Below are 22,067 nucleotides of genomic sequence, written 5' to 3'. Positions count from 1 at the left end.
TGCTAGTTTCACTTAAGGTGAAGCTTAGCAGTGCTTACGATGCCAGTTTCGCTAAAGCGAAACTCTTGGGAGGGGACCGAAATGAAACAGATTATACTGATTACTGACGGGTGTTCGAATGTAGGGATAAGTCCGGTTATTGCAGCTGCGAATGCAAAAGCGGAAGGCATTACGGTGAATGTCATAGGGTTATTAGATTCGGGTCTGTTGGGGGAGCATGGTTCTGAGGAGATTAATGAAATCGCGAGTGCAGGTGGAGGGATGAGTCGGATTGTCACGACGGCTCAGTTATCTCAAACGGTTCAGATGATGACACGGAAGACAGTTGCGCAGACCATTCAGAAGGTGATTAGTAAAGAACTGCAGCATATTCTAGGAGATGCCAAAATTGAAAGCTTGCCTCCGGATAAACGTTCGCAAGTTGTTCAAGTTATGGATGATTTAAGCGAAAGCACGACTTTAAAGGTTGCTTTACTGATTGATACGAGCGCAAGTATGAAACCGAAGCTGCAAGCTGTAAAAGAAGCGATTTACGATCTGCAGCTTAGTCTACAGGCGCGAACGGGGATAAGCGAAACAGCCGTATTTCATTTTCCTGGCTCGCCTTCGTCGCAGCAGGATGTAGAAATGGACTTGGATTGGACAAGAGACCTTGCAAATTTGAACCGTTTGTTCTATAAATTAAACATGAAGGGTACGACGCCTACGGGGCCTGCGCTTCTAAAAGTAATTCAACTTATGACAATCGGTATCGCTGACGATAAAAGCAATAGAGAAGGCGATGATGTGAATCCTGGGATAGTATCAGGGCGCACGCCTGCAGGCAAGGAAGGGATACTGGGTGATTACGTCGTTTGAGCAAGAATTACATTCAGGTAAAATCATAATCGGAAAATGGAATAAGGCACAGTACCGTGTTGAACGACTATTGGGGGTTGGGGCTAACGGGAAGGTCTATCTTGTGATGAGGGGGAAACTCCAATATGCAATGAAAATAGGCTTTGACACAGTGGATCACCAGTCGGAGATTAATGCGCTTAAGGAGCTGTCAAAGTCGAATACATCATTCCGTCATTATTTGCTGGATGTGGATGATTACGAGGAAGACGGCTTCCACCTTCCGTTTTATGTTATGCGCTACATTAAAGGGCAGTCTATGACAGATTTTATTTGGAGAAACGGTAGGGACTGGATCGGTCTAATTGGGACCAATATGCTGCGCAAGCTGGTGGAGCTGCATGGGCAAGCCTATATTTTTGGCGACATAAAAGTACAGAATATGCTTGTGTCCGGTTATGGTGATGTTGAATTAATTGATTTTGGCGGGGTGACTGCCAAAGGCCGCTCTGTTAAGCAGTTTACAGAGGTATACGACAGAGGCTATTGGGGAGCAGGGACTCGCTCAGCAGATGAAGCTTACGACTTGTTTGCGTTCGCTGTTTTAATAATCAGTAGTGTCGAGACTGAGAAGAGAATGAAAGGGATCGATAAGCTGCTCCCGCAAAACCGCAGCGTAGACATGCTGCTCGACATGCTTCAGTCGAACCCTGCACTACGGCAGGTAGCTCCGATGCTTCGTAAAGCGCTTCTCGGGCAATATTCAACTTCGAAGCAGGCTTTGGCTGATTGGCGTAGACAAGGTTTTGCTAAGCCTTTACTTGCAAACCGCAAGAAGGGCAGCCTATCCTCTTTGCTGAAATTGTGTTTCACTATCTCTTTATTGATGTTTGGATTAGCCGTATATTTTTATTGGCCATCGTGATGCGTATTGTTTCGAGGAAAGGAATTGAACAATGGATTTTGTATCCAGGGTTGAACAGGAGATCAGAACGGAACGGCTTTTTGAAGAAGGGGACAGTATTGTGGTTGCGGTATCGGGGGGGCCGGACTCCGTGGCGCTGCTGCATGTCCTTTTTGCGTTGTCTAAACAATGGAAATGGCGCTTGAGTGTGGCCCATCTTAATCATGGGTTTCGAATCAAGGAGTCGGAGCAGGAGGAAGTGCTCGTTTCAGAATTGGCCGCAAAGCTTGGTTTACCTATTGAAGTGGCCCGCCTCGATGTCCCAGAGTACATTAAAGAAACCGGAAAAAATTCGCAAAGCGCAGCCAGAGAGCTTCGATATCGCTTTTTGCACAAGGCTGCAGCGCTTTTCAAGGCAAATCGAATAGCACTTGCGCATCATGCTGACGACCAAGCGGAGACTGTTCTCATGCGACTGCTTCGCGGCACAGGACCATCCGGACTGACTGGAATTCCAAAACGCCGTATGGAAAAAGAAATGGAACTTGTTCGCCCTTTACTCCGTATATATAAAACAGAAATATTAGATTACTGCCATACTCAGCAGTTACCGTATTCTATCGATAGCAGTAATCTGGAAAGAAAGTATGTTCGTAATGAATTAAGACTGGATCTTATACCATCGCTTCAGAAGCAGTATAATGAACAATTGCCTCAGGCGCTTAACCGTTTATCCGAGATGATGACTGCAGAAGACGACTATATGGAACTGCAGGCAAGGGCTTTATTAGTAGAAGGTGTGGCTAAAGAAAGCGATTCCGTCAAATGGTCAAGAAAATGGTTCATGGGGTTACATGTTGCTTTACAAAGACGTTTGATTAAACTAATATTAAATTATCTTGGCTTAGACCCCGATTCGATAGATTTCCTGAAGCTGGAGAAGATGCGGGATGGTATTGTTAGCGTCAAACCTTCTAATATGCGTTTAAATATTGGGGGGAGCCTGATTCTAACCAGGGAATATGATAGGATTTATCTACATAATTATGTGGTACCACCTATCTCCTTTTCTTACTCATTCGAGTCTGGTCAGAATAATTTGGAAATACCGGAAATAGGTGTGAGCCTGGAATGCACATGGTTAGACCGCGAATTATTCAATAGAGCGGCTGTGCCGCTTTCAGATAATCCTTACACCGCGTGGTTCGATGCGGAGCAACTGCAGCAGCCGATAGAAGTACGAAGCCGCAGGGATGGAGACCGTATGAGCCTGTTTGGATTAAACGGTTCGAAAAAAGTAAAAGATATTTTTATTGATGCCAAAATTCCACCGAGCTTACGTGCCAAGGTGCCTATTATAACGGATGGTCAGGGCCGTATAATTTGGTTGTCTGGCGTTCGGAGGTCATCGCTTTCAACAGTTACTGACTCGACCAAGTTGATTTTGTATATGAAGCTTCACATGCCTGAGGGATTATCCTTCAGTATGTCAAGATAGTATAAATAATTGTGTAATCATTCCAGTAGGAGGTTCTCTCTTGCAAAAAGACATTCAAGAAATACTTTACAGTGAGCAAGAAATTCAAGACAAAGTAAAGGAGATGGGCCAGCAACTAAGCCATGATTTTGAAGGGCGCAATCCATTGGTTATTTGTGTGCTGAAGGGAGCGTTTATTTTTATGGCGGATTTGGTCAAACAAATCACCATACCTTTAGAACTTGATTTTATGGCGGTTTCAAGCTATGGGCAATCCACTAAATCTACAGGGGTCGTAAAAATCATTAAAGATTTGGACATTTCGGTAGAAGGTCGGCATGTTCTTATTGTTGAGGATATTATCGACAGTGGGCTCACATTGAGTTATTTAATCGATGTGCTGGAGCGCCGGAATGCATTGTCAATTACCGTTGCCGCATTATTTGATAAACCTGCGCGTAGAACGGTCGACTTAGATGCAGACTATAAAGGGTTTATTATCCCTGATGCATTTGTTGTCGGATACGGACTTGATTATGCGGAAAAATACCGCAACCTGCCGTATGTAGGCATTTTGAAGCCCGAGGTGTACTCCCATTAGCATTTCTTGTGATGCCAAGACGTGCTGTGGTACAATAAACAAAGTTGCCGTTTTTGAGAGGAGGTAGGGGATGAATCGAATCATTCGCAATACAGGCTTTTATTTGCTTATTTTTTTGGTCACTGTCGGTATCGTTCACTTTATCAGCACACAAAATGATCAGAAAGACGCGATTAGCTACGATAAGCTCCGACAGGCCTTAATAGAAAAAAATGTAGAATCGGTCAATGTGAAGTTTGACGGATATACATACTTGGTTCGCGGTAAATACAAAAATCCGCCTACGCCGGATAAGAAGAATTTCGAAACCCGTGCACCTTTTGACCAAGAAGTTATCCAAATGATCGAAAAGGGTGAAGTTCCAACCATTAATGTTGAAAAAATGGAAGGAGACAACGTTTGGATCAGCTTCCTTACCTCCATTATTCCGTTCGTTATTATTTTCATCCTGTTTTTCTTCCTGTTAAACCAGGCTCAGGGTGGCGGCGGTAAAGTAATGAACTTCGGGAAAAGCCGCGCTAGGCTGTATAATGAAGAGAAGAAGCGCGTGACCTTTGAAGATGTGGCGGGGGCCGATGAGGAGAAACAAGAACTTGTTGAAGTTGTAGAGTTTTTGAAGGATCCTCGGAAATTTGCTGCTGTAGGAGCTAGAATTCCTAAAGGGGTGCTATTGAATGGCCCTCCGGGAACAGGTAAAACCTTGCTTGCGCGTGCTGTTGCAGGTGAAGCAGGCGTTCCATTCTTTAGCATAAGCGGTTCCGATTTCGTGGAAATGTTCGTCGGTGTCGGCGCATCCCGTGTACGTGACTTGTTTGAGAATGCTAAGAAGAATGCTCCTTGTATTATATTTATAGACGAGATTGATGCTGTAGGCCGTCAACGTGGTGCCGGTTTAGGCGGCGGACATGATGAGCGTGAGCAGACTCTTAACCAGCTCCTCGTGGAGATGGATGGTTTTGGCGCCAACGAAGGTATTATCATCGTTGCTGCAACAAACCGTCCGGATATTTTGGACCCAGCTTTATTGCGTCCAGGCCGTTTTGACCGTCAAATTACGGTTGATCGCCCAGATATTAAGGGCCGTGAAGCTGTGCTGAAGGTGCATTCTCGTAACAAACCGCTTAATAAAGATGTTAAGCTTGAAGCATTGGCACGTTATACAACAGGTTTTACCGGTGCCGATCTGGAAAATTTAATGAACGAAGCGGCGCTGATTGCAGCTCGCCGTAATCGTAAAGATATTTCAATGGACGAACTGGACGAAGCATTCGACCGTGTAGTTGTAGGTACACAGAAGAAGAGCCGGGTTGTCAGCGAACGTGAGAAGCGGATGGTCGCTTTCCATGAAGCAGGACATACTATTGTCGGTTACCATGTAGAAAATGCGGAAATGGTTCATAAGGTCACGATTGTTCCGAGAGGACGCGCTGGCGGGTATGTAATGATGCTGCCTAAAGACGGCGAAGACCGGATGATGAATACCAAGACCGAACTTCTTGATAAAGTAACGGGTCTCCTTGCGGGACGTGTATCTGAGGAAATGTTTATTGGCGAAGTTGGAACAGGCGCTTATAGTGACTTCCAACGTGCAACGACTATTGTTCGTAAAATGATCATGGAGTACGGAATGAGCGATAAGCTGGGTCCGATGCAATTCGGTAACGTACAAGGGCAAGTGTTCCTTGGCCGCGACCTGGGTCATGAACAGAATTATAGTGATGCTATTGCTTACGAAATCGACCAAGAAATGCAGACAATTATCCGCAGCTGCTACGCTAACGCAAAGGCAACACTTGAGAAGTATGCAGATCAGGTTCGTCTTATTGCAGAAACTTTGATTGTGAAAGAAACGTTAGAAAAGGATCAGATTAAACAGCTTATTGATAACGGTAAATTGGACGATGTCGCTACTACGGATGTGAAGGTTAACATCCAAAGTCAGCAGGCGACATCTGAAGCCAACAAGCTGGATTTCGATAAATCTCCTGATCCAGGCGATGACGAAAAGAAAGAATCTTGATTTAATGATTACTCAAAAAAGCCGGGGCATACCAATGCTTCCGGCTTTTTCTTCATTAATAACAGGTTAAATATCGACCTCTGACGAGAAACTAGTCCTAAGAGAAAGAACGAGGAATTAAGCCACCTAACAATTGTAATTTTGGGCTAATTTGTGGTTATTTAAGCATTGACACCACCAAGGATGTTGTGTAAATTAGTTGTAAATCTTTAAATATTATGTGAACATTTTCACTAGGTATTTTGCAACCAATAAAGGGGTACAGGGACAGAAGGGACGGTGTGAGATGGAAGCTTTGGCTTTAGAACGTAAAGAGGAACAAAAGCGTGAGCTGAAGGAAAGAATCCTTCAATTGAAGAAAGAACGTAATGCCATTATTCTTGCTCATTATTATCAACGGGATGAAATTCAAGAGGTAGCAGATTTTAGAGGAGACTCCTTTTTATTAGCACAAAAAGCAGCATCAACCGATGCTGATGTTATAGTGTTTTGTGGTGTGCATTTTATGGGAGAAAGCGCGAAAATCTTAGCTCCTACTAAAACAGTCTTAATACCGGATGAGCGGGCTGGCTGTCCTATGGCAGATATGGTTAATGTGGAAGGATTGCGCGCGTTAAAGAAGCAGCACCCTAATGCTAAGGTTGTTGCCTACATCAATACATCCGCTGATGTTAAATCCGAGACCGATATCTGCTGTACTTCAGCTAATGCGATAAAAGTAATCGAATCTGTTGATTCCGATGAAATCATTTGGGTGCCGGATAAAAATTTGGGAGATTACGTATCCAAGTTTACCGACAAAAAAGTGATCATTTGGGAAGGGTATTGCAATACGCACGACATGTTGACTGTAAAAGATGTAGAGGAAATGAGAGCGCAATATCCAAATGCCAAGTTCGTAGTTCATCCAGAATGCCGTCCTGAAGTAGTTAAACTGGGAGACTTTGTTGGGAGTACTACAGCTATTATTAAATATTGTAAAGAATCCGAACATCAGGAGTTCATTGTAGGAACTGAAGATGGTACAGGATTTCAATTAAGGTTGGATAGTCCGAACAAAGCATTCCATTTCGCTACTAAATATCTGGTTTGTCCCAATATGAAGGTTAATAATTTGAAAAAGGTTGTACGCTGTCTTGAAACCATGCAGCCGCAAATTTATGTGCCGCCTCATGTTGCAGATCAAGCCAGAGCATCCCTGGAACGCATGCTGCTAGTGAAGTAGCATGCGTTACTCTCTTGTAAGAAGAGGTGAGCCTAACTATGATTCCACGTTATCTAGTTGATGTTGATATTAACGAATTACCTCAAGTGCATATCGAAGTAATGGTGATCGGCGCAGGAATCGCCGGTCTTTTTACCGCTATAAAGGCTAGTGAGAAGTATAAGGTGCTTATGGTTACTAAGAAGTCTCTTCTCGACAGTAATACTCGCTATGCACAAGGTGGAATTGCAGCAGTTATCTCTGATGAAGATTCACCCGCCTACCACCGTCAGGACACTTTGATTGCTGGAGCCGGACTATGTTCGCCATCCGCTGTTGATGTGCTGGTTCATGAAGGACCTGAGGGCGTTAAAGATTTAATACATATGGGTACACAATTTGATTTGGAAAATGGTGAATTTGCTCTTACGAAAGAGGGGGCGCACAGCCAACGGCGTATTTTACACGCACATGGCGACGCTACCGGCGCTGAGATTGTTCGTGCTTTGTCTGAGAAAACGAAGCAAGATCCGAATATTGAGATTTGGGATGATCATTTTGTTATTGATTTGATCACGGAAGATGGCGAGTGTTTGGGTGCATTGGTCCAAAAGCAAGACGGTCAGAAAGTATTTGTGAAAGCGAATGCGACTATCCTTTGTACAGGCGGAGCGGGACAATTGTACCGCTATACAACAAATCCGGATATTGCAACAGGCGACGGGATTGCTATTGCTTACAGGGCGGGAGCTTTAATTCAGGATGTTGAATTTATTCAATTTCATCCGACAGCTTTATGTTATCCTGGAGCTCCGAGGTTTCTTGTATCGGAAGCAGTACGCGGTGAAGGCGCTATCTTGCGCAATATTAAAGGCGAGCGTTTTATGGAGAAGTATCACCATCAACTGGAGCTAGCTCCGAGGGACATTGTTGCCCGAGCTATCGTAAATGAGATGGAAGAGACGAGATCTACGTTCGTCTATATTGATTTTACCCATGAATCGGAAGAAACGGTTAAGCATCGTTTTCCTACGATCTATGAGTTTTGTTTGAATTATGGATTGGATCTATCCTCTGATTGGATTCCTGTAGCACCGGCAGCTCATTATATGATGGGTGGCGTGAAAACGGACCTATACGGCGAGACAGAAGTCAGGCGTTTATTTGCGTGCGGGGAAGTTTCATCGACGGGTGTGCATGGAGCGAATCGTTTGGCAAGTAATTCGTTGTCAGAAGCGATTGTTTTTGGGCGAAGGATACTGGAACGTATTCACCAACTTAAGCCTTTGGAACAAACGGATGTTACAGCAGTGAATAATAGAAGAACAGAGCACGCTCAGCAGCCTATTGTGGAAAAGAAACTGAAACTTCAAAAGATCATGCTGCGATATGCTGGATTGAAGCGCACAGCAATAGGTCTTCAAAAAGGCTATGATGAGCTGCGCCGACAGCTGTCTATATTCGATACATGCTTGACCAAACGCGAGGATTATGAATTTGCCAACTTGCTAACCTGTGCTCTGTTGACAACTCAGGCAGCCTTGATTAGGGAAGAAAGCCGAGGGGGACACTATCGGGAGGACTTCGCTGAGAAGGATGATTTGTTGTGGAGAAAACATACTGTTTTCAGCCGGGAGCATGGTATTACGGAGGGACACATTGATGTATGAACTGCAGATGGAAGTTATAAATAAGAATCTTCGGTTGTGGCTGGAGGAAGACGTAGGCATGGGTGATGTAACTACCATGACTACAATTTCGAAGGAGAGCCGTTCCAAAGGAATTATTCACTTAAAGGATAACGGCATTATCGCAGGCGTGCAGATTGCTGAGGCTGTATTTGCAATGGTTGATCCCGAATTGGAATTTGAAGCGAAAGTACAAGAAGGACAGGCAGTAAGCTACGGAACCATTGTGGCTGAAGTGTCAGGAAGTACGCGAAGCATCCTGCTGGGCGAACGTCTTGCGCTAAATCTAATGCAGAGAATGTCGGGGATTGCGACGCGTACCAAGCAGTATGTCGATGCCTTGCAAGGACTGCCTGTTCGTCTAGTCGATACGCGAAAAACAACCCCAGGACATCGCCTGCTTGAAAAGTATGCGGTTCGTGTCGGCGGCGGCCATAATCATCGGTTTGGCCTGTATGATGCTGTTATGATTAAAGACAACCATATTAAAGGCTCTGGCGGTATTGTAGAAGCCATTCAATCGGCGCGCTCCCAAATTCCGCATACGATGAAGATTGAAATAGAAGTTGAAAGCATGGAGCAGCTGGAGCTGGCTTTGTCAGCGCGGCCGGATATCATCATGCTGGACAACATGAAGCCAGAGCAAATGCGAGTAGCGGTTGCACGCATTAAATCGCAAGCTCCGCATATTCTGGTAGAAGCATCAGGTTCCATTACATTAGAAACAATAAAAGCTGTTGCCGAAGCAGGTATAGATGTTATTTCCGTCGGCCGATTGACGTATTCTGTTCAAGCTCTTGATATCAGTTTGGATCTTAATGAGCAGAAGGGGGTACAGTCGTGATTCTTGTCGTAGATGTGGGTAATACCAATATTGTATTAGGCATCTACAAGGGAAAGCAGCTTCAGCATAATTGGCGGTTAAGCACGAATCGTTCGGCAACGGCTGATGAGTACGGAATGACGATGTACAATTTATTCCGGCATGCAGGTATTTCATTAGATCAAGTGGAAGGCGTGATTATTTCTTCCGTTGTGCCGCCCTTGATGTTTGTGCTTGAGCAATTATGTGTAAAATACTTGAAGAAAGTCCCGTTGATTGTGGGACCAGGTATTAAAACAGGGCTCAACATCCGTTATGAAAATCCGCGGGAGGTTGGTGCTGACAGGATTGTTAATGCGGTCGCAGCGCTTGAGGAATATGGGCCGCCTTGTATCGTGGTTGATTTTGGAACAGCAACTACCTTCGACTATATAGATGAAGCGGGACAATATATCGGAGGAGCCGTTGCTCCCGGAATCGGCATTTCTACAGAGGCATTATATCAGCGTGCCGCTAAATTACCGCGAATCGAGCTGGTGAAGCCGAAAAGTGTTGTTGGGCGCAATACAGTAGCTTCGATGCAGGCGGGGATTATTTATGGTTTTGCCGGACAGGTGGATGGGATCGTGGACCGGATTTGTGAGGAATTCGGAGTTAAACCGAAAGTAGTCGCCACCGGTGGATTAGCGGAACTTATTTCCAGTGAATCACGTACTATTGAGTGTGTGAATCAACTGCTGACACTGCAAGGCTTGCAAATCATTTACGAACGAAATCAATAAATGGGACCGATCAGACAGATTATTACAGCCGATCATGAAAGGGAACACAGATGCGAGATTATTTAATTAGAGCGACTGCCATGGAAGGCAAAGTAAGAGCTTTTGCCGTTAGGGCAACGGGTATTGTAGATGAAATCAGTAAGCGCCATGTTATGACGCCTACAACTACTGCTGCATTAGGACGAACCATTGCGGCTGGGTTAATGATGGGTGCCATGCTGAAGGGTGAAGAAAAACTAACGATTCTTGTCAAAGGTGGAGGGCCGATCGGTCAGATCGTAGTCGATGCCAATGCTCACGGCGAGGTTCGTGGGTATGTTGATAATCCTGAGGTTGATTTACCGTTGAACGAGGCGGGGAAATTGGATGTTGCAGGAGTGGTAGGTACCGAAGGGTTCTTGAATATTATCAAAGACCTAGGACTCAAAGAGCCGTATCGCGGTAGTATTCCTCTTATATCTGGGGAGCTGGCCGAAGATTTCACCTACTATTTTGCCAAATCCGAACAAACTCCTTCCGCTGTAGCGCTCGGAGTATTAGTTGGCCTCGATTACACGGTAACGGCAGCGGGTGGCTTTGTGATTCAACTTTTACCGGGGTTAACGGATGATGAAATTTCGATTATAGAGCTTCAACTATCACGGATTGAACCGATTACCAAGATGCTGGAGCAGGGGTTGGATCTTGAAGATATTTTACATAGACTGCTGCCAGAGGTACAGGTAATGGGAGAAGCGGAAGTCAAGTTCCGCTGCAAGTGCTCTAAAGAGCGAGTGGAACAAACCCTAATTTCCTTAGGACGGGAAGAAATTGAGGAGCTTCTTAGAGAGGACGAGAAAGCGGAAGTTATTTGCCATTTTTGTAATGAGGCTTATCAGTTTGATAAAGAGGATCTAAGGGCCATACTACAACAGATGTAATTAATCGGGCGTTACAATAATAGGAAAGCTCGAGAGGACCATACGAGGGGATTAGGAATGCGAAACATTAGGGTATTGTGGGGAGTCAATGCGGTTTTGCTGCTTGCTGTTGTCATCCTTTCCTACGTATTGTTTGCCGATTTCTTTACCCAACCCAATGCCGACATGAAGCCGGGCCAGACAAACCAGAACCAATCAGCGCGTGTAATTGCAACAATCGGTGAGAAAACTATAACGAGCGTGGATTTGGAGCAGCAGCTGCTGCAGAAGCACGGCCGGGAATTGTTGAATCAAATGGTGGATCATGAAGTTATTCGCATGGAAGGAAAAGCACAGGGCACCAATGTGGAGGATAGTGAGATCCAAAAAGAATTAAAACGCATGCAGCAAGGCTATGACAGTGAAACACAATTTTATGAATCAATGAAAGAGCAGCTGGGAATGACTCCGGAAGCTTTAAAAACGGATGTTTATGATAAGCTGCTGCTAGAAAAGCTGGCCATCCGCTATATTACGATCTCGACTGAACAGGTAGACGCTTATATGAAAGCTCATCCCGAAGAGTTCAGATCAGCTTTGCAGTTTCGCCTGCAGCAGATTGTTGTTGGCAGTAAAGATCAAGCCGCAAGGGTAACGGCTGATCTCTCGAAAGGGGTAGACTTCGCAAAAGTTGCCAGGGAGAGATCTCTAGACGATGTTACTCGGGAAAATGGGGGCGATCTGGGATGGATGGAGGAAGATGATCCATTCGTTGCTGAGCCTCTATTGAAAGCCGCTGGACAATTGAAGACAGGCGAGGTTAGCAAACCGATTGAGCTAAATGGTCAATTTTATTTTATTAAACTGAAAGAACGCAAGGAAGAGCCAAAAACTAGCAAAGATCAATTGAGAGAAGCCGTCAGAAAAGAAATGGCATTGCGAGAGGCGCCTCCATTGAAGGAAGTTATTAAATCAATCCGGGAAAAATGGAAGGTCACTATGACATTTTAAGGTAGATTGGTATTGACAAGCCTTATAGGGGTTGATAAGATTAGTGAAGAATACCTAGCATTTTACTCGGATATTATTGATATCATTTTAGGAGGAACTCATAATGGCTAAATTAGTTCAAAGCATTACTGAATTGATTGGTGGTACGCCCCTGGTAAGATTGAATCGTGTTGTACCAGAAGGAAGCGCAGAAGTTTATGTGAAGCTAGAGTATCAGAATCCTGGAGCAAGCGTTAAAGATCGTATCGCAATCAGCATGATTGAAGTAGCGGAGCAAGAAGGTAAAATTAAGCCTGGAGATACAATTGTAGAACCAACGAGCGGTAATACGGGGATTGGTTTGGCATTAGTGGCTGCAGCTAAAGGATATAAAGCAATCTTGGTTATGCCTGAAACAATGAGTATTGAACGACGCAACCTGCTTCGTGCTTATGGAGCGCAATTGGTATTGACTCCAGGAGCAGAAGGAATGAAGGGTGCAATTAAAAGAGCTGAAGAAATCCAAGCTGAGAATCCTTCCTACTTCATCCCTCAGCAATTTAAAAATCAAGCGAACGTTAAAGTTCACCGTGAAACAACGGGTCCAGAAATCGTTGAGGCGATTAACTCGCACGATGGCAAGCTGGATGCTTTCATCGCAGGGATCGGTACTGGCGGTACTATCACAGGTGCAGGCAGCGTGTTAAAAGAGAATTTCCCTAACATTAAAGTTTATGCAGTCGAGCCGAGTTCTTCACCTGTATTATCTGGAGGAAAACCGGGCCCTCATAAAATCCAAGGGATTGGCGCAGGTTTTGTTCCTGACATTTTGGATACTAATATCTATGATGCTGTTATTCAAGTGGACAACGAAGATGCATTCGAAACTTCCCGCCGCGTAGCGAAAGAGGAAGGAATCTTGGGTGGGATCTCCTCTGGAGCAGCCATCTTCGCAGCACTTAAGGTAGCCAAGGAGTTGGGAGCCGGCAAACGTGTGGTTGCAGTCGTTCCTAGTAATGGGGAAAGATACCTCAGCACGCCATTGTACCAATTTGAAGATTAATTTGTGAGCAGGAAGCCCTTCAGTTCGCTGAGGGGCTTTTTTTCATAGGCAATTTCAAGTATACTAAGTCCAAACTTATATGTTCGTTGATTGAGTAGAGGGAGGGGGCTTTGTAGTGGCTTTGATAACCAATGAACAGTGGCGGGAATGGTCACAGCACTATACGATGCTTCCCTATGTACAATGTTACCCGCTGGAATCGGACCGGCTCATTTCATGGGATCTTGCGTGGAAGGAAGCCATGCCAGGTTCCTTTGTATTAGAGAGCGGTAAGGGGGGAAGGTATACCTTTCTTGGACTGAAGCCTCTATCGGAAATTCGGGGTAATGGATGCCAAGCGTCCATTAAGGATGCTGATCGGCCTCATATGGTTAATCAAGTGCAAGGCTCACCATTAGAGCTTGTGAAGCAGTGGATGGAGCCCTATCGCGCTCCAGTTGTTGAGAGCCTGCCGAAGTTCGTTGGCGGCTGTGTAGGGTTCTGGGGCTATGATGTAGCCCGGACGATTGAACGGCTGCCGGAAGCGGCGGCAGATGATTTGCTGATCCCTGACTATGCCTTTGTACGTTTGGATAAGCTGTGGATCATCGATCACGAGGAACGTAAGCTTTACTGTTCCGTACACACATCGTTAACGGATGCGAAAGCTGAAGGGCTTTCCTTGGAGCAGAGCTATGGGCGGGCTCAAGCTGCTGCTGAGCAGATGAAGCAGCAGTGGGATCGCATTGCCGAAGTGAACACTATGGCTTCGTACGTTAGAACCCGAGACGAGATGCAGCAGCAGACAGCTGAGGATTTACTGCATGTGGATTTTGATTCGATTAAAGGCATTCAAGCTGACTTCTCAAGAGAGGCTTATATGGAAGCCGTGCGGAAGATTCAAGCTTATATTGGAGCAGGAGATGTCTTTCAGGTTAATTTGTCAGTACGGCAGCATAAGCAGCTTCAACAGGCTCCAGAGCTGATTTATGAATGGCTTCGTTTGGTCAATCCGTCTCCTTATATGGGGATGCTGCGTTTTCACGATTTTCAATTGGTTTCGGGTTCGCCAGAGCTCTTGGTTCAGCTTGAGAACGGCACGGTACGCGCGAGGCCGATTGCCGGTACCCGCCCCCGCGGGCAAAATGCTGAAGAAGACCGTCGATTAGCGGACGAGCTGATCCATAATGAGAAAGAGCGGGCTGAGCATATCATGCTGCTAGACCTTGAACGCAATGATCTGGGGCGTATTTCGTCCTATGGCACCGTTCGGGTCAAAGATTTTATGGTAATAGAGTATTACTCGCATGTGATGCATATTGTATCACAGGTGGAGGGTCTTCTGGCGGAAGAGAAGCAAGCCTTCGATGTTATAGCTGCGGCTTTTCCGGGAGGTACGATTACAGGTGCTCCAAAAATTCGCACGATGCAAATTATTGAAGAGCTAGAGCCTGTTCGTAGAGGTCCTTACACGGGGTCTATCGGTTGGATTGACTATAATGGTAATATGGAATTTAATATTATAATCCGCACTTTAGTCATTGCAGATGGAGTAGGGTACGTTCAAGCTGGAGCAGGGATAGTTATCGATTCCATTCCGGAGAAGGAATACACCGAGTCCATTAATAAAGCAAAAGCTATGTGGAAAGCTATTCAGTACAGTGAAATGAATGTTGAAAATTTAGTGTAGTGGAGGCGGATAGGCATGATTCTCGTTATTGATAACTACGATTCGTTTACGTATAATTTGGTGCAATATTTAGGTGAATTAGGAGAGCAGGTAGAGGTCCGTCGTAATGATGAGATAGATTTGGCCGGAATCGAAGCGTTGAAACCTGATCATATTTTGATTTCTCCTGGACCTTGTACTCCGAATGAAGCGGGGGTCAGCTTAGCGCTGATTGATCACTTTAAAGGCAAGATTCCCATTTTCGGCGTTTGCTTAGGACATCAATCTATCGGACAAGTGTTCGGAGGCGAGGTTGTGCGGGCAGAGCGTCTTATGCACGGCAAAACTTCACCTATTATTAACGATGGTAAAACCTTATTTAAGGGCCTGCCTTCGCCTTTCACCGCAACACGTTACCACTCGTTAATTGTAAAGCGTGAGACGCTGCCGGACTGTTTGGAAATCAGTGCGGAAACTGCAGAGGGTGAAATTATGGGGCTTCGACATAAGGAGTATCCGATTGAGGGTGTTCAATTTCATCCTGAATCTATCATTACCGATCACGGGTTGCAAATATTGCGCAATTTCTTGAGTGAAACGACTGTGAAGCAAGCGTGAAGATATATGTGAATGGAGTTCTTATAGATGAAGGGAAGGCCGTGGTCTCTGTATATGATCACGGTTTTCTTTACGGTATTGGATTGTTTGAGACATTTCGCACCTATGGGGGCATTGCTTTTTTGCTTCAGGAGCATGTGGATCGTTTGAAGGCGGGTTGTGAGCAGCTTGGAATTTCCTATAGTCCCTCAGCGGAACAGTGGCAGCTAATCGTAAAGAAGCTGCTTCAGGCGAATGAGCTCGAGGATGCTTACATACGCTTTACCGTTACTGCGGGACGGGACCTGCTTGGACTTCCAGGGGGAGACTATGCTGAGCCTTCAGTAATTGTTTATATTAAGGAGCTACCAGCTAGAAATGAACAATTGTATCAGAGTGGCAAGCCGCTTCAGCTGCTGAAGCTAATTCGTAATACACCAGAAGGCGCTGTACGATTGAAGTCACTTCATTACATGAACAATATTTTGGCGAAACGCGAGCTCATGCAGTACCCTTGGGCATTAAATGCCGAAGGGCTGTTTGCAGATGGTAAGGGTAATTTGGCAGAGGGGATTGTCAGTAATCTGTTCTTTTTCAAAAATGAGCAGCTTTTCACGCCTTCTATAGGGACTGGCATATTGCCGGGGATTACACGAGCCTTCCTTATGCGTGTTGCTTCCGAAGCGGGAATGAAGCTAGAGGAAGGTCTATACACTTGGAGTCATTTGTTAGAAGCAGATGAAGTGTATATTACTAACTCGATCCAAGAGATTGTCCCAATTACCTCATTGTTTGATACAAAAGGACAGAAGGTTATTGTGGGTAATGGGAATGCAGGGGAATTGACGAAAGAATTGATACGGCTATATGAACGGCATACCTTACTTTTAGCACAGGGAGAGTGAGTATATTGATGAAACAGGTAGGTAGTCCATTGGATTGTCGTGGTCTCTCGTTGGATGTTACGGGTCGTACGTTGATTATGGGGATTTTGAATGTCACCCCGGACTCCTTTTCGGATGGGGGTCGGTATACGGAGCTGTCGGCTGCAGTGGAGCAAGCAAAACAAATGATTGCTGCAGGGGCGGATATTATTGATATCGGAGGGGAATCCACTCGTCCAGGCTTTCAAACAGTGACACTTGAACAGGAGCTGGAGCGGGTTATTCCTGTCGTTAAGGCGATACGCGAGGCGGGGCTTCAAGTGCCGCTGTCGATAGATACCTATAAAGCGGAAGTTGCGCGTCAGGCGCTTGAAGCGGGCGCTCATATTCTAAATGATATTTGGGGCTTGAAAAAAGATTCTGATATGGCTCGCATTGCCGCTGATTATGACTGCCCTATTGTGCTGATGCATAATCGCGTTGAGGCAGTATATGATAACTTCATCCATGATGTCATCCAAGATTTGCGCGAGTGTATCCGATTAGCTCATGAAGCTGGAGTTAAGGATGAGCAGATCATACTAGATCCGGGGATAGGGTTCGCCAAGTCCTATGAGCAAAATCTTCAACTTATGAATGAACTTCACCGCATTGTGGATTTAGGCTATCCCGTACTGCTTGGAACCTCGCGGAAAAGCATGATTCAGAAGGCACTTCAGCTTCCAGCTAATGATGTTCTAGAGGGGACTGCGGCAACAGTAACTATGGGAATTGTGCAGGGCTGCCGGATCATGCGTGTTCATGATGTATCGGCTATGAAGCGAGTGTCGGTAATGACAGATGCAATAGTGGGTCAGAGGGGGCGAACGGAATAATATGGACAAAATAGTGATGACCGGGATGCAGTTCTACGGCTACCATGGGGTTCTTCCAGAGGAAAATATACTAGGCCAACGTTATCAAGTGGATGTGGAACTGTACTTGCCGTTGGATAAGCCTGGTTCCAGTGATTGTATCGACGATACAATTAATTACGCAGAGGCCTATGAAGTTATTAAAAGCATTGTAGAGCAAGAAGTGTTTAAGCTGATCGAGGCTTTGGCAGAACGTATTGCATCTAGGCTCCTTCAAACTTATACTAGTATAAATGAAATTACCGTACGCGTCATCAAGCCGCATCCGCCTGTAGCGATGTTTTTTGATGGAGTTAAGGTTGAAATTCACAGAAAGCAGGCATAAATCTCATGGGCTTTAAGCCAATTTACGCATATATTGCGCTGGGTTCTAATATAGGAGATCGGGAGCATTATCTGACAGAGGCTATCCGGCAGCTGGATGCTAGCGATCATATCAGCGTATCCGGCCGATCCGGAATTTACGAAACGGATCCAGTGGGTGTTACCGATCAAGCTCCTTTTCTTAATATGGCGCTAGAGCTGGAGACTACGCTCACCGCAGATGAGCTTTTTACGGTTATGCTTCAGATTGAACAAAATCTCGGCCGTACAAGAGAATTAAGATGGGGACCCAGAACGATTGATTTGGATATGCTGCTGTTTGATGAAGTTCGGCAAGATGACCCACAGCTTATTCTCCCGCATCCACGGATGATGGAAAGAGCTTTTGTCCTTGTGCCTTTGGTCGAGGTTATGCAAGCACACAGTCCACAGCAGGCTGTCAGTTTAAAGGCACATTTAGAGGGGCTGGAAGGAAGGGAAGGCGTAACACTATGGAAAAGAATATAATCGCACAGCGCATCCGTGCTTTCCGCAAGCTAAAAGGCTTCACACAAAACGAGCTGGCTGATCAACTCGATGTATCTATTGCTATCCTAGGAGCTATTGAGAGGGGAACACGTAAGCCGGATCCCAAAATTATTCGTAAAATTTCCGAGGTATTGGGGATTGATCCCGAAGAATTATTGCCTGTAGCCAAGTAAAAATAGAAAGGAGTGAAAATAATGTTGAAAATAGGGAATGTTGAAGCACCGAATAAAGTAGTTCTTGCGCCTATGGCGGGTGTGTGTAACCCTGCTTTTCGTTTAATTGCCAAGGAATTCGGCACGGGACTTGTATGTGCTGAGATGGTAAGCGATAAAGCGATTGTTCACGGCAATCACCGTACTATAGATATGCTGTTCGTTGATGATCGAGAGAAGCCGCTTAGTCTGCAGATTTTTGGCGGAGACACGGATACGCTTGTCGAAGCTGCTAAATATGTCGATCAGCATACAAATGCGGATATCATTGATATTAATATGGGCTGCCCGGTACCCAAAATCACGAAATGTGATGCAGGTGCGCGTTGGCTTCTAGACCCGTCCAGAATCGAACAGATGATCTCTACAGTTGTGAAATCGGTGAATAAACCAGTTACCGTTAAGATGAGAATCGGCTGGGATGACGAGCATGTATATGCAGTAGAAAATGCCAAAGCTGTTGAGAATGGCGGAGGCTCAGCGGTATCCGTTCATGGCAGGACTCGTGTACAGATGTATACTGGCCATGCCAATTGGGATATTATTAAAGAGGTTAAGGAAGCGGTATCGATTCCGGTCATCGGCAATGGGGATGTGCTTACTCCAGAGGATGCTAAACGGATGCTTGATCATACAGGTGTAGATGGTGTCATGATTGGTCGTGCTGCTCTGGGGAATCCTTGGATGCTGTATCGAACTGTTCAGTACCTAACTAAAGGGGAGCTTCCTCCAGAACCAACGGGCCAGGAAAAAATTCGTATTGCTCTTTTGCATATGGACCGTTTGGTAGCTTTGAAGGGTGAGAATGTAGCCGTAAAGGAAATGCGCAAGCACCTGGCATGGTATCTGAAAGGATTGACGGGATCAGCACGTGTGAAGGACATTATTATGGAACAAACGAAGCGGGATGCAATGGCGCAGGTGCTTGAGGATTTTGTTGCTTCGATGGACGGAAAGGGCGTAGAGGACGCGCCTGAAGCAGGTACATTAATCCACTGATTGTCAGAAGGATTTACGTATTTGGCTTAGATTGACATTTGTATGGGCTTGCAATATAATCAGTCAATAGTCATTTCCGGAGACGGATCAGTCATCAGGATTTCGTTCGTTAATATATTAATTATTAGTGAATTCATAGTGTCGATGTATCTGCTCGAAATATGAAAATCTTTCACATGACAGGAGATCGTTTGTAATGAGTGAAAAAGAAGTCATCCTGACTCAGGAAGGTTTAAAAAAGCTTGAGGAAGAATTGGAACATCTCAAAAGTGTAAAGCGCCGGGAAGTTGCAGAAAGAATTAAAGTAGCGATCGGTTATGGCGATATTAGTGAAAATTCCGAGTATGAGGATGCTAAGAACGAACAGGCATTTATTGAGGGTAGAGTTATGACTCTTGAGAAATTGCTTCGTAACGCTCGAATCATCAATAATGATGACGTCAGTACGGATACCGTTAGCGTAGGGGCTATTGTTACGTTGAAGGATATGGAATTTGGCGATGTCGTTGAATATAACATTGTAGGAACCGCGGAGTCTGATCCGCTGCACAATAAAATTTCGAATGAAAGTCCAGTTGGCAAAGCGATTTTGGGCAAAGTAAAAGGCGCATTGGTGGACGTTAACGTACCAGCGGGTACCATTCAGTACGAAATTATCGATATTAAGAAGTAAGTGGACACCTGCCATTTTCTGCTAATAACTGTCGATAGAAGCTTCCTATGGAAGCTTTTTTAGTTGAATAAACAGTAAGTTCTTAAGCTTTGCTTCATTTAGACTTTGGCAAGCATACTCGTCCTTAAGGCGGCAGCTGCTTATCTTTGGTTGAAGAACAAAGCCAGATGAATACTATAAAAAACGCTAAGCTATATAAGGAGTTGGAACCATGACTGTAGAACAACAGGAACTTAACGAGCTGTTGCAGATCCGTCGTAACAAATTGGACGAGCTTCGCGGCTTGGGAATCGATCCATTCGGACAAAAATTTGAGGTGACTCATCATGCAGGAGAGCTATTTAAAGCCTATGATGAGCAAAGCAAAGAAGATTTAGATGCAATTGGAGCGGAGGTTAGTGTCGCTGGACGAATTATGCAAAAGCGGGGTATGGGTAAAGCCGGATTTGCGCATGTTCAGGACATTACCGGGAAGATTCAGATCTATGTGCGGGAAGATGCGATAGGATCAGCTAGATATCAAGCATTTGACATACTGGATATTGGGGATATTATCGGCGTTAAAGGTACCATATTCAAAACAAAAACGGGGGAACTCTCAATAAAAGCTCTTAGCATTGAGGTTCTGTCCAAATCATTGCTGCCCCTTCCGGATAAATACCACGGCTTGAAGGACGTTGAGCTTCGCTACCGTCAAAGGTATGTTGACCTGATTATGAATCAGGAGGTTCAGGCTGCCTTCATCCAGCGCTCCAAAATTATTCAATCCATGCGTCGTTATTTGGATACACGCGGCTATTTGGAAGTGGAGACGCCAACTTTGCATGCAATAGCCGGGGGAGCTTCGGCTCGTCCTTTTATAACGCATCATAATGCTTTGGACACGCAGCTGTATATGCGGATTGCCATTGAGCTTCATTTGAAGCGTCTGATTGTTGGCGGTATGGAAAAAGTGTATGAAATCGGACGCGTATACCGTAACGAGGGAACTTCAACTCGCCACAATCCAGAGTTTACGATGATTGAGCTGTATGAAGCTTACGCAGATTACCTGGATATTATGAAGCTAACCGAAGAAATGATTGCACATATAGCGCAGGAAGTGCTTGGCACAACAAAAGTTCAATATCAAGAGCATGAAGTGGACCTGACACCAAATTGGAGACGGGTTTCTATGGTTGATGCTATTAAAGAAGTGACAGGTGTTGACTTCAGCAAGCAGATGACGGATGAAGAAGCGCATCAATTAGCCAAAGAGCATAAAGTCCACGTAGAGCCAATGATGACATTCGGCCATATCGTCAACCAGTTCTTTGAAGCGTTTGTTGAAGAAACCTTAATTCAGCCCACATTTGTGTACGGGCATCCTGTGGCGATTTCGCCATTGGCCAAAAAGAATGAGCAGGATCCGAGGTTTACGGACCGTTTTGAGTTGTTTATTGTCGCTCGTGAGCATGCGAATGCATTTACAGAGCTTAATGATCCTATTGACCAGCGGGAACGTTTTGAAGCACAGCTTGTCGAGCGTGAGCAGGGCAATGATGAGGCTCATGAAATGGATGAGGATTTCATCCGTGCCTTGGAATACGGCATGCCGCCTACAGGTGGTTTAGGTATTGGTATAGACCGTTTGGTTATGTTGTTGACGAATGCCCCATCCATTCGAGACGTACTGTTATTTCCTTCGATGCGCGAGCGTCAGGGCGAATAAAGAAATAGGAATGGTGACATGATATAGCGTATCTTCTCCTTATGGGAGTAGATGCGCTTTTTTGTTTCAAAGGGAAGAAAAAACATTTCAGTTGCTTTTCTGAGTGTGATTTGGTATATTACTTTTTGTCGCTTCTGGCGCAGGTGTTAAATCGAATAAATCGTTATCGATGATTTGAAAATAATACTTGCAATGCGGTGATCAAATGTGTTACATTATAAAAGTCGCCGCTAAACATGGTGACAAAAATCGACAAAGAAGAAAGTCAGAAATGACGTGGCTTTGTCAA

General features: G+C 45.0%; 22 protein-coding genes. All 22 read left to right on the top strand.

The features are described 5' to 3' along the window. The first annotated feature begins 81 nt into the window (after window positions 1-81). The 22 genes from GC093_RS34880 to lysS all read left to right on the top strand — a co-directional run bounded on the left by GC093_RS34880 (window position 82) and on the right by lysS (window position 21,778). The gene (locus GC093_RS34880) at window positions 82-858 is read left to right on the top strand and encodes a vWA domain-containing protein (RefSeq protein ID WP_171656567.1); all 777 of its coding nucleotides are present in this window, start codon (window positions 82-84) and stop codon (window positions 856-858) included. After that, a complete protein-coding gene (locus GC093_RS34875) occupies window positions 842-1,762 on the top strand; it encodes a protein kinase domain-containing protein (RefSeq protein WP_171656566.1) in 921 nt (306 codons plus the stop codon). Before GC093_RS34880 ends, GC093_RS34875 begins: the two co-directional genes overlap by 17 nt. Window positions 1,763-1,793: 31 nt before the next feature. After that, a complete protein-coding gene (gene tilS / locus GC093_RS34870) occupies window positions 1,794-3,239 on the top strand; it encodes a tRNA lysidine(34) synthetase TilS (RefSeq protein WP_171656565.1) in 1,446 nt (481 codons plus the stop codon). 40 nt (window positions 3,240-3,279) lie between these two features. Next, the gene (gene hpt, locus GC093_RS34865) at window positions 3,280-3,819 is read left to right on the top strand and encodes a hypoxanthine phosphoribosyltransferase (RefSeq protein WP_171656564.1); all 540 of its coding nucleotides are present in this window, start codon (window positions 3,280-3,282) and stop codon (window positions 3,817-3,819) included. Window positions 3,820-3,889: 70 nt separating this feature from the next. After that, window positions 3,890-5,839 carry an ATP-dependent zinc metalloprotease FtsH gene (gene ftsH / locus GC093_RS34860; RefSeq protein WP_171656563.1) on the top strand — a complete coding sequence of 650 codons (1,950 nt, stop codon included), beginning with the start codon at window positions 3,890-3,892 and terminating at the stop codon, window positions 5,837-5,839. A gap of 286 nt (window positions 5,840-6,125) precedes the next feature. Continuing rightward, window positions 6,126-7,064 carry a quinolinate synthase NadA gene (gene nadA, locus GC093_RS34855; RefSeq protein ID WP_171656562.1) on the top strand — a complete coding sequence of 313 codons (939 nt, stop codon included), beginning with the start codon at window positions 6,126-6,128 and terminating at the stop codon, window positions 7,062-7,064. A 38-nt stretch (window positions 7,065-7,102) separates the two neighbouring features. Beyond that, window positions 7,103-8,713 carry an L-aspartate oxidase gene (nadB, locus tag GC093_RS34850; RefSeq protein ID WP_171656561.1) on the top strand — a complete coding sequence of 537 codons (1,611 nt, stop codon included), beginning with the start codon at window positions 7,103-7,105 and terminating at the stop codon, window positions 8,711-8,713. After that, on the top strand, window positions 8,706-9,575 hold the full coding sequence (gene nadC, locus GC093_RS34845) for a carboxylating nicotinate-nucleotide diphosphorylase (protein ID WP_171656560.1): 870 nt from the start codon (window positions 8,706-8,708) through the stop codon (window positions 9,573-9,575). The genes nadB and nadC overlap by 8 nt, the downstream gene beginning before the upstream one ends. Next, window positions 9,572-10,336 (top strand): type III pantothenate kinase, encoded by a 765-nt coding sequence (locus GC093_RS34840; RefSeq protein ID WP_171656559.1) that lies wholly within the window; start codon window positions 9,572-9,574, stop codon window positions 10,334-10,336. Before nadC ends, GC093_RS34840 begins: the two co-directional genes overlap by 4 nt. Window positions 10,337-10,386: 50 nt before the next feature. Next, window positions 10,387-11,256: an Hsp33 family molecular chaperone HslO gene (gene hslO / locus GC093_RS34835; protein ID WP_171656558.1), complete on the top strand. Its 870-nt coding sequence runs from the start codon at window positions 10,387-10,389 to the stop codon at window positions 11,254-11,256. 57 nt (window positions 11,257-11,313) lie between these two features. Beyond that, window positions 11,314-12,246, top strand: a complete 933-nt coding sequence (locus tag GC093_RS34830) for a peptidyl-prolyl cis-trans isomerase (RefSeq protein ID WP_171656557.1) — start codon at window positions 11,314-11,316, stop codon at window positions 12,244-12,246. A 103-nt stretch (window positions 12,247-12,349) separates the two neighbouring features. After that, entirely contained in the window at window positions 12,350-13,288 is a 939-nt protein-coding gene (gene cysK, locus GC093_RS34825; RefSeq protein WP_171656556.1) for a cysteine synthase A, read from the top strand. 115 nt (window positions 13,289-13,403) lie between these two features. Continuing rightward, window positions 13,404-14,957 carry an anthranilate synthase component I family protein gene (locus GC093_RS34820; RefSeq protein ID WP_312886699.1) on the top strand — a complete coding sequence of 518 codons (1,554 nt, stop codon included), beginning with the start codon at window positions 13,404-13,406 and terminating at the stop codon, window positions 14,955-14,957. 15 nt (window positions 14,958-14,972) lie between these two features. After that, window positions 14,973-15,554, top strand: coding sequence for an aminodeoxychorismate/anthranilate synthase component II (pabA, locus tag GC093_RS34815; RefSeq protein WP_171656555.1), 582 nt, complete (start codon window positions 14,973-14,975; stop codon window positions 15,552-15,554). Next, the gene (gene pabC / locus GC093_RS34810) at window positions 15,551-16,438 is read left to right on the top strand and encodes an aminodeoxychorismate lyase (RefSeq protein WP_171656554.1); all 888 of its coding nucleotides are present in this window, start codon (window positions 15,551-15,553) and stop codon (window positions 16,436-16,438) included. The genes pabA and pabC overlap by 4 nt, the downstream gene beginning before the upstream one ends. An 8-nt stretch (window positions 16,439-16,446) precedes the next feature. Further along, window positions 16,447-17,292, top strand: a complete 846-nt coding sequence (gene folP / locus GC093_RS34805; RefSeq protein WP_171656607.1) for a dihydropteroate synthase — start codon at window positions 16,447-16,449, stop codon at window positions 17,290-17,292. Between the two features lies 1 nt (window position 17,293). Next, a complete protein-coding gene (folB, locus tag GC093_RS34800) occupies window positions 17,294-17,656 on the top strand; it encodes a dihydroneopterin aldolase (protein WP_171656553.1) in 363 nt (120 codons plus the stop codon). 5 nt (window positions 17,657-17,661) lie between these two features. Beyond that, window positions 17,662-18,162 carry a 2-amino-4-hydroxy-6-hydroxymethyldihydropteridine diphosphokinase gene (gene folK / locus GC093_RS34795; RefSeq protein WP_171656552.1) on the top strand — a complete coding sequence of 167 codons (501 nt, stop codon included), beginning with the start codon at window positions 17,662-17,664 and terminating at the stop codon, window positions 18,160-18,162. Further along, complete coding sequence (locus tag GC093_RS34790) at window positions 18,147-18,356, top strand: helix-turn-helix domain-containing protein (RefSeq protein ID WP_171656551.1); 210 nt, start codon at window positions 18,147-18,149, stop codon at window positions 18,354-18,356. Before folK ends, GC093_RS34790 begins: the two co-directional genes overlap by 16 nt. Window positions 18,357-18,377: 21 nt before the next feature. Then, a complete protein-coding gene (gene dusB, locus GC093_RS34785) occupies window positions 18,378-19,394 on the top strand; it encodes a tRNA dihydrouridine synthase DusB (RefSeq protein ID WP_171656550.1) in 1,017 nt (338 codons plus the stop codon). A gap of 196 nt (window positions 19,395-19,590) precedes the next feature. Next, window positions 19,591-20,067: a transcription elongation factor GreA gene (gene greA, locus GC093_RS34780; protein WP_171656549.1), complete on the top strand. Its 477-nt coding sequence runs from the start codon at window positions 19,591-19,593 to the stop codon at window positions 20,065-20,067. Window positions 20,068-20,278: 211 nt separating this feature from the next. Then, window positions 20,279-21,778 (top strand): lysine--tRNA ligase, encoded by a 1,500-nt coding sequence (lysS, locus tag GC093_RS34775; RefSeq protein WP_171656548.1) that lies wholly within the window; start codon window positions 20,279-20,281, stop codon window positions 21,776-21,778. Window positions 21,779-22,067: the final 289 nt, after the last annotated feature.

This window comes from Paenibacillus foliorum, assembly GCF_013141765.1.
In the GTDB taxonomy this organism is placed as follows: domain Bacteria; phylum Bacillota; class Bacilli; order Paenibacillales; family NBRC-103111; genus Paenibacillus_S; species Paenibacillus_S foliorum.
This window is presented reverse-complemented; position numbering and strand designations above follow the sequence as displayed.

What these genes read in the sequence shown, in the direction of transcription:
- hslO (WP_171656558.1), top strand. Translation starts at nt 10,387, where the DNA reads ATGCGAGATTATTTAATTAGAGCGACTGCCATGGAAGGCAAAGTAAGA.
- dusB (WP_171656550.1), top strand. Translation starts at nt 18,378, where the DNA reads ATGTTGAAAATAGGGAATGTTGAAGCACCGAATAAAGTAGTTCTTGCG.
- nadB (WP_171656561.1), top strand. Translation starts at nt 7,103, where the DNA reads ATGATTCCACGTTATCTAGTTGATGTTGATATTAACGAATTACCTCAA.
- folP (WP_171656607.1), top strand. Translation starts at nt 16,447, where the DNA reads ATGAAACAGGTAGGTAGTCCATTGGATTGTCGTGGTCTCTCGTTGGAT.
- cysK (WP_171656556.1), top strand. Translation starts at nt 12,350, where the DNA reads ATGGCTAAATTAGTTCAAAGCATTACTGAATTGATTGGTGGTACGCCC.
- lysS (WP_171656548.1), top strand. Translation starts at nt 20,279, where the DNA reads ATGACTGTAGAACAACAGGAACTTAACGAGCTGTTGCAGATCCGTCGT.
- folK (WP_171656552.1), top strand. Translation starts at nt 17,662, where the DNA reads ATGGGCTTTAAGCCAATTTACGCATATATTGCGCTGGGTTCTAATATA.
- ftsH (WP_171656563.1), top strand. Translation starts at nt 3,890, where the DNA reads ATGAATCGAATCATTCGCAATACAGGCTTTTATTTGCTTATTTTTTTG.
- GC093_RS34790 (WP_171656551.1), top strand. Translation starts at nt 18,147, where the DNA reads ATGGAAAAGAATATAATCGCACAGCGCATCCGTGCTTTCCGCAAGCTA.
- folB (WP_171656553.1), top strand. Translation starts at nt 17,294, where the DNA reads ATGGACAAAATAGTGATGACCGGGATGCAGTTCTACGGCTACCATGGG.
- pabA (WP_171656555.1), top strand. Translation starts at nt 14,973, where the DNA reads ATGATTCTCGTTATTGATAACTACGATTCGTTTACGTATAATTTGGTG.
- nadA (WP_171656562.1), top strand. Translation starts at nt 6,126, where the DNA reads ATGGAAGCTTTGGCTTTAGAACGTAAAGAGGAACAAAAGCGTGAGCTG.
- tilS (WP_171656565.1), top strand. Translation starts at nt 1,794, where the DNA reads ATGGATTTTGTATCCAGGGTTGAACAGGAGATCAGAACGGAACGGCTT.
- GC093_RS34830 (WP_171656557.1), top strand. Translation starts at nt 11,314, where the DNA reads ATGCGAAACATTAGGGTATTGTGGGGAGTCAATGCGGTTTTGCTGCTT.
- GC093_RS34880 (WP_171656567.1), top strand. Translation starts at nt 82, where the DNA reads ATGAAACAGATTATACTGATTACTGACGGGTGTTCGAATGTAGGGATA.
- greA (WP_171656549.1), top strand. Translation starts at nt 19,591, where the DNA reads ATGAGTGAAAAAGAAGTCATCCTGACTCAGGAAGGTTTAAAAAAGCTT.
- nadC (WP_171656560.1), top strand. Translation starts at nt 8,706, where the DNA reads ATGTATGAACTGCAGATGGAAGTTATAAATAAGAATCTTCGGTTGTGG.